9 protein-coding genes are annotated in these 6559 nt (G+C 62.6%); 8 read left to right on the top strand and 1 reads right to left on the bottom strand.

The window, feature by feature from the left end:
* The first annotated feature begins 554 nt into the window (after positions 1–554).
* Complete coding sequence (locus tag WCJ41_RS19545; protein WP_336907514.1) at positions 555–728, top strand: hypothetical protein; 174 nt, start codon at positions 555–557, stop codon at positions 726–728.
* On the opposite strand, the gene WCJ41_RS19540 is transcribed toward WCJ41_RS19545, so the two are convergent.
* Positions 725–1051 carry a hypothetical protein gene (locus WCJ41_RS19540; protein ID WP_336907513.1) on the bottom strand — a complete coding sequence of 109 codons (327 nt, stop codon included), beginning with the start codon at positions 1049–1051 and terminating at the stop codon, positions 725–727. The two genes, WCJ41_RS19545 and WCJ41_RS19540, sit on opposite strands and share 4 nt — an antisense overlap.
* 157 nt (positions 1052–1208) lie before the next feature.
* Here WCJ41_RS19540 and WCJ41_RS19535 point away from each other — a divergent pair, with 157 nt between their 5' ends.
* From WCJ41_RS19535 to WCJ41_RS19505, 7 genes are all read left to right on the top strand, one after another.
* Entirely contained in the window at positions 1209–1901 is a 693-nt protein-coding gene (locus WCJ41_RS19535; protein WP_336907512.1) for a hypothetical protein, read from the top strand.
* Positions 1902–2010: 109 nt separating this feature from the next.
* Positions 2011–2646, top strand: a complete 636-nt coding sequence (locus tag WCJ41_RS19530; RefSeq protein ID WP_336907511.1) for a hypothetical protein — start codon at positions 2011–2013, stop codon at positions 2644–2646.
* A gap of 108 nt (positions 2647–2754) precedes the next feature.
* The gene (locus tag WCJ41_RS19525) at positions 2755–3780 is read left to right on the top strand and encodes a cysteine synthase A (RefSeq protein WP_336907510.1); all 1026 of its coding nucleotides are present in this window, start codon (positions 2755–2757) and stop codon (positions 3778–3780) included.
* Entirely contained in the window at positions 3777–4496 is a 720-nt protein-coding gene (locus WCJ41_RS19520) for an alanyl-tRNA editing protein (RefSeq protein ID WP_336907509.1), read from the top strand. Before WCJ41_RS19525 ends, WCJ41_RS19520 begins: the two co-directional genes overlap by 4 nt.
* Complete coding sequence (gene sseA / locus WCJ41_RS19515) at positions 4493–5338, top strand: 3-mercaptopyruvate sulfurtransferase (protein WP_336907508.1); 846 nt, start codon at positions 4493–4495, stop codon at positions 5336–5338. The genes WCJ41_RS19520 and sseA overlap by 4 nt, the downstream gene beginning before the upstream one ends.
* 95 nt (positions 5339–5433) lie before the next feature.
* The gene (locus WCJ41_RS19510; RefSeq protein ID WP_336907507.1) at positions 5434–6063 is read left to right on the top strand and encodes a hypothetical protein; all 630 of its coding nucleotides are present in this window, start codon (positions 5434–5436) and stop codon (positions 6061–6063) included.
* Positions 6064–6078: 15 nt separating this feature from the next.
* Positions 6079–6559, top strand: a 481-nt coding sequence (locus WCJ41_RS19505; RefSeq protein ID WP_336907506.1) for a hypothetical protein, incomplete at its 3' end; no start/stop codon positions are given.

Below are 6559 nucleotides of genomic sequence, written 5' to 3'. Positions count from 1 at the left end.
GAGCATTCGACTGTTAATCGAATTGTCCCTGGTTCGAGTCCAGGTCGGGGAGCCAGCTCTCTCATAATTTCAATGGTAGAGAATGGGCTCAACGGGCGGGCATTTATCCGTGTTTTCATACCGACAAGTCCGTGGCTTTCCTCCGCCCTCATACAACCTGCCGACACAGACAGCCGTCGATGTGTGAAGGTTGGCGGATGAAGTGACGACAATTCGAAATGAGATGCTAGGCTTGTTGACCGGCCGAACTGACTGTCACGATTGGATCCCGACCGCAAACTCCAACCGCACGTTCAAAGAAGGCAAGCCAACCGTGCTGCCGGTCCGAAACCGCGTCTGGCGAACTTTAAGCTGCTCTTTCCCAAACGGTGTCCACCATCTGTTCAACAATGAATAATATATAAACATTCTGTACGCGAGGGGCGGCACGCTAGCGAAAGATAAAACATTCAGGATGTGAGATTTGCCATATTGTCGCACATTAAACGCATGGTACATTTACTTAGAGAAATGAAAGCCTTTGGTTGAACCGCAATGCCACTTCGGGAGCTTGAATGTTCGATTTGAACACCATTTTTGACCAAGTAGTACTTGAGGATATCGAGCTTCCTATCGACCACGACTTTATCATTCGCTTCCTGGCGCCCTATTTTCCTGATCTGGAAATCTCCGAGTTGGAGGCGCGCCTGTCTGAAGTCATCAGCGCCCAGTCAACAAAATCGAGCTAAAGATCGGGACCTTGAGTTCGGGCAAACATCAAGAGCTGCTTGGGTTGAGGCCAGCCAAAAAACGTCGCAACCAAAGCGATCCGTACCGCAGGCCAACGGCTGGTGCAGAGGGATTGATTTTCCAAATTCAGAGCGAACAAATCAATCCACGGTTGTTTTGGCACTTGCCGATCTGGCTCCACCATCACCGGATCCGGTCCTTGCTCCGCAAGTCCATAAACACCACCGCTCAACCGGCTGGCTCCCGGCGAACGAGACAATACCTTCACGTTATTGACATCATGAAATTCTAATCGTCGGGTTTGGCCTGATATCTCGGTCATGAAGGCGTGCCAAACGCGATCGCTTCACCCCCAAATTGGCCGCAATCTGGTGGCGACTTACCACCGTGTCTGTTAAGCGTGCACGCATCCGGCGCGAACTGCTCCTTCTCAGTTTTCGCCCGCTCACGGCAAACCAGAAGGACTGAGGAGACCATCAATGAATTTCAAGACTCTTTCCCGCGTCGCAGTCATGGCGGCGGGCCTCGCCCTGGCAGCAACGGTTGCCGGTGCGGCCGAACCGGCCAACCAGCACGTTCCGCTGCAGAAGACCATCGGCAAGCCGATGAACCAGGGCCCCGTGCCGTCGCTCGGCGTCATCAACTCCGACGGCGCCACGCTCGAAGGCAACAAGCTCACCCTCACAGGTGTTTCCGGCAACGTCATCATTTTCGCCGATCGCCCGGTGCGCGCGGCCGGCCACGAGACGACCGACCTCTTCATCTCGCGCTGGGGTGACGGCAAGGACAGCTTCAAGTCGGATCCGCCGAACGCCACGGTCTCCGTGCTCGGCGGCGACAAGGACGGCGTGACCGATGCGGTCGTCGTTCTCAAGAGCCCCAAGCTCGATGGCACCACCCTGGTGTTCGACGTGGATGTTCTCGAAGGCGACCTGAAGGGCCTCAAGGGTCCTGCAGCCGTGTTCATCGACTGGTTCGCAGCAGGTGGCGGCCATGGTGGTTGGGCCGCCGGCGGCGGTGGCTGGCATGGTGGCCACGCCTGGTATGGCGCGCCCGTCGCGGCAGGCGTTGCAGCTGGCGCAGTCGCCGGTGCGGCCATCGGTGCGGCAGCGGCAGCCCCCTACTACGCGGCACCGGCTTGCGGCTACTACCCCTATCCGCCCTGCTACTGAGCAGACGGAACAACTCTGAAGACGCCGGCATGATGCCGGCGTCTTCTTCAGCCTCGGGCCTCAGGCCAAGAGCTGGAAACGGCAGGCAACAAGACCGAAGGAGACTTCAATGAATTTCAAGGCACTGACCCGCATGGCGGTCGTGTCCGCAGGCCTCGTGCTGGCGGCGACGTTCGCCCAGGCCGCGGGCACCACCAACGAGCATGTGCCGCTGGCCAAGACCATCGGCAAGCCGACCAACGCTGAACCCGTCGCATCGCTCGGCGTGCTCAACGCCGATGGCGCCACGCTGGCCGATGGCAAGCTGACGCTGACAGGTGTCTCGGGCAACGTCATCGTGTTCGCCGACCGCCCGGTTCGCGCCGCCGGCCACGAAACCACGGAGCTCTTCGTCTCGCGCTGGAGCGACGGCAACGACAGCTTCTCCAAGGATCCGCCGAACGCCACCATCTCGATCCTCGGCGGCGAAAAGGACGGCGTGACCGATGCCGTCGTCGTCATCTCAAACCCCAAGCTCGACGGCGACAAGCTGACCTTCGACGCGAAGGTGCTGGAAGGCGACCTCAAGGGCGTCTCGGGGCCCGCCGCGCTGTTCATCGACTACTGGTATGTCGGCCCCGGCGGATATGTCGTCCACGGCAAGCGCGGCTGGTATGGCTACCCGCCGCCGGTCTACGCGCCCTACGCACCCTATGTCCCGCCGCCGCCGGCCTGCGGCTACTACCCCTACCCGCCCTGCTACTGAGCAGCGCACAGCAGACCGAGGGCGCCGGAATTTCCGGCGCCCTCTTTCGTTGCAGAGAGAGCGTCCCGGCATTTGACGGAATTCGCCCGCTGGGGCATCACTAGCGCCATGGATATCAAGCAAGACGTCATCGCCGCCATCGGCAACACGCCGCTCATCAGGCTCCGCAAGGCTTCCGAGCTCACCGGCTGCACCATCCTGGGCAAGGCGGAGTTCATGAACCCCGGCCAGTCAGTCAAGGACCGCGCCGCTCTCTTCATCATCCGTGACGCCATCGCGCGTGGTGAGCTGAAACCGGGCGGCACCATCGTCGAGGGCACGGCCGGCAACACCGGCATCGGTCTCACGGTGGTGGCCAACGCCATGGGCTTCCGTTCGGTGATCGTCATCCCCAGCACCCAGAGCCAGGAGAAGAAGGACGCGCTCCGCCAATTGGGCGCTGAGCTCGTCGAGATCCCGGCCGTTCCCTACAAGAACCCCAACAATTACGTGAAGTATTCCGGCCGCCTCGCCAAGGCGATGGGCGCCGTCTGGGCCAACCAGTTCGACAACACTGCCAACCGCATGGCCCACATCGAGGGCACCGCACCTGAAATCTGGAAGCAGACCGACGGCAAGGTTGATGCCTTCGTGGCCGCGGTCGGTTCGGGCGGCACGCTGGCCGGCGTATCGATGGGATTGAAGTCCTTCAGCCCCAACATCAAGATCGCCCTGGCGGATCCGATGGGTGCCGCGCTCTACAATTACTACAAGCACGGCGAGCTGAAATCCGAGGGCTCCTCCATCACCGAAGGCATTGGCCAGGGCCGCATCACGGCAAACCTCGAGGGCGCCATCGTCGACGATGCGTTCCAGATCCCGGATTCCGAGGCGATCCCGATTGCCTTCGACCTTCTCCAGCACGAGGGCCTGTGCATGGGCGGCTCAACGGGTGTGAACGTCGCGGGCGCCATCCGCATGGCGAGAGAGCTCGGCCCCGGCCACACCATCGTGACCATCCTCTGCGACTACGGCACGCGCTATGCCTCGAAGCTCTTCAACCCCGCCTTCCTGCGCGAGAAGAACCTGCCCGTGCCCGCATGGCTCGAGAAGGTGCCGGATGTTCCCAACGTGAGCGAAGAGGTTCCCGCGTGACTGCCACGCTCCTCTTCCGTGACGATGCCTACCTGAAGGATTGCAAGGCCACCGTCACCGCCATCAACGACAAGGGCGGCATCCTGCTCGACCGCACGGTGTTCTACGCCACGGCCGGCGGCCAGCCGGGCGACAGGGGCACACTCTCATGGGACGGTGGCGAAGTGACCATCGCCACCACCGTCTATGACGAAGCGAAGGACGTGGTCCACGTTCCCGCCGAGGGTCAGTCGCTGCCCGCCGTCGGCACGCAGGTGACGCTCACCCTCGATTGGGACAACCGCTACCGCAACATGCGCGCCCACACGCTGATGCATCTCCTCTGCGCATCCGTTCCCTTTCCCGTCACCGGCGGCGCCATCGGCGAGGACGGCGGCCGCATCGACTTCGATATTCCCGAAGGCCAGATCCCCGACAAGACGGAACTCACCGCCACGCTCAACCGGCTTGTGAGCGAAGATCATCCCGTCACCTTCCGCTGGATCACCGATGAAGAGATGGCGGCCAACCAGCACCTCATCCGCACCATGTCGGTGAAACCGCCGATGGGAACGGGCCGCGTGCGCCTCGTGATGATCGGCACTGACGGCAAGGTGGACCTCCAGCCCTGCGGCGGCACGCATCTGTCATCAACCGGCGCTATCGGACCCGTCGTGGTCTCGAAGATCGAGAACAAGGGCAAGATCAACCGCCGCATCAGGGTGGCTTTCCAATGAGCAACGACATCGTCTCGACCGCCTGGCTGGCCGATCACCTCGGCTCTCCCGACATCGCCATCATCGACGCCTCATGGCACCTGCCCACCGCCAACCGCGACGCCAAGAAGGAATTCGCCGAGGCCCATATCCCCGGCGCCCAGTTCTTCGACATCGACGACTTGTCGGACACGGCTTCATCGCTGCCCCACATGCTGCCGAGCCCGGAAAAATTCGCCTCGCGCATGCGCCGCATGGGCATCGGCGACGGCAAGCGCATCATCGCCTATGACACGGTTGGATTGTTTTCCGCTGCCCGCGCATGGTGGATGTTCAAGGTCTTCGGTCATGATGACGTCGCCATCCTCGACGGCGGCCTGAAGAAATGGCTTGCCGAACGCCACGCCACCGAGGACGGCCCGGCGCTGCCCCGCCAGGAGCGCCACTTCACCGCCCGCTTCAAGGGCTCCATGGTGAAGGACATGAAGGAAGTCGCCGCCGCATTGAAGTCGGGCGCTGCCCAGGTGGCCGACGCCCGCTCGGGCACAAGGTATCGCGGCGAGGAAGTCGAGCCTCGCGCCCACGTCCGTGCCGGCCACATGCCGGGCGCGAACAACGTCCATTACGCCAGCCTCCTCAACCCCGATGGCACGCTCAAGTCTCCGGCTGAAATCGAGGCAGTCTTCATGGCGGCTGGCGTCGACCTGTCCAAACCCGTCATCACCTCCTGCGGCTCCGGCGTCACCGCCGCGATCCTCACCCTGGGCCTCACCCTCACGGGCGCGCGCGACCACGCCCTCTATGACGGTTCATGGACCGAATGGGGCGGCAACCCGGACAGCCCGGTCGTCACGGGTCCGTGACCCCGCAGTGAATTGACGCAAAGTCAATTAGCGTTTACATTCGGTGGATATTACAACTTGGGGATATTTCCCCTGGTGTAACCTCGGAGGTGCGCGTGACCCTGTTCCTCAGCAAACTCGCGAATGACGGCGCGGCACTGGTGGACCTCTTCACCATTACCCGCTGCGATTCCGCCCTCGGCACCACTACAGCCACAACCCAGGTTGACAGCATCACCTACGCCAAGACCTCCTCTGGCGTCGGTCAGGACCGTATCGAGGCGCTCGTCCAGTCGGCAGGAAACATCGTGGTCAGCGCCGTCCCCAACGGCACCAACATCCCGGATGGTGCGGGCAACATGATCCCGATCAACCTGGTGGGTGGCGCCACCTACCCACCCGATGCCAATGGCCTGATCCAGGTGGCCTATTGCTTCGACAACGCCATGTTCGGCTTCGACACAGCCGGCAACCAGATTTCGCTGCCGCGCTCCGACATCCTGTTCCATGAACTCGCCCACGCCTTTCACCGGGCCAATGGCACCTTCAACGCCGCCGATCCGGAATTCCAGGCCATCACGGACGAGAACACCTACCGCAGCCAGGTGGGCCTGCCGCTGCGCGACCCCACCAACCACAATGGCGGCCAGGGTGCTGGCGATGGCCTGCAAGTGCCCACCTGCACCGGCATGGTGCCACCAGGCAGCACCGGACCAACCGGCCCGTCGCCCTGCTGCAGCTGCTGACAGGGAACCGCGAACATGGCGAGCAACCTCTCGATCAAGGACATCGCCCTCTCGGCCCGCCGCCGCGCCCTGCCGAGCCCGCTGGATGGTCACCGCGACATCTGGTTCGACGTCACCGTCACGGTCGAGAATCCCGGCTCCGTCCCGCTCCATGTCATCAGTGAGCTTCGCGGCATCTCCTATGACGCCGCCCAACGCGTGCTCACGCTCCGCCTCGCCGAGGCGAAACCCAGCCCAACGCGTGAGGACGCACCGACCTTTACCCTGCCCACCCCTGCCACAGTCACGGTGAAGCCCCACAGCGAGGCGCAGATCACCGTGAAGATCCCCGCCATCCTGAAGGAACTTCGCCAGGTTCCCGGCCAGCCGTTCGAGCTCACTGAAACCGACATCCGCGCCATGAACGCCATCCGCTGCGAGATCGCCGCCAGCGACAAGCCAATCGGGCGCTTCGAACGGGTGGACGCCCACCAGCTCAGAACCCGCCTCGCCAGAT

The sequence above is a fragment of the Aestuariivirga sp. genome (assembly GCF_037139295.1).
Taxonomy (GTDB): domain Bacteria; phylum Pseudomonadota; class Alphaproteobacteria; order Rhizobiales; family Aestuariivirgaceae; genus Aestuariivirga.
Note: the sequence above shows the minus strand (reverse complement) of the source record. Positions and strands in the feature narration are given on the sequence as shown.

What these genes read in the sequence shown, in the direction of transcription:
- WCJ41_RS19545 (WP_336907514.1), top strand. Translation starts at nt 555, where the DNA reads ATGTTCGATTTGAACACCATTTTTGACCAAGTAGTACTTGAGGATATC.
- WCJ41_RS19540 (WP_336907513.1), bottom strand. Translation starts at nt 1,051, where the DNA reads ATGACCGAGATATCAGGCCAAACCCGACGATTAGAATTTCATGATGTC.
- WCJ41_RS19535 (WP_336907512.1), top strand. Translation starts at nt 1,209, where the DNA reads ATGAATTTCAAGACTCTTTCCCGCGTCGCAGTCATGGCGGCGGGCCTC.
- WCJ41_RS19530 (WP_336907511.1), top strand. Translation starts at nt 2,011, where the DNA reads ATGAATTTCAAGGCACTGACCCGCATGGCGGTCGTGTCCGCAGGCCTC.
- WCJ41_RS19525 (WP_336907510.1), top strand. Translation starts at nt 2,755, where the DNA reads ATGGATATCAAGCAAGACGTCATCGCCGCCATCGGCAACACGCCGCTC.
- sseA (WP_336907508.1), top strand. Translation starts at nt 4,493, where the DNA reads ATGAGCAACGACATCGTCTCGACCGCCTGGCTGGCCGATCACCTCGGC.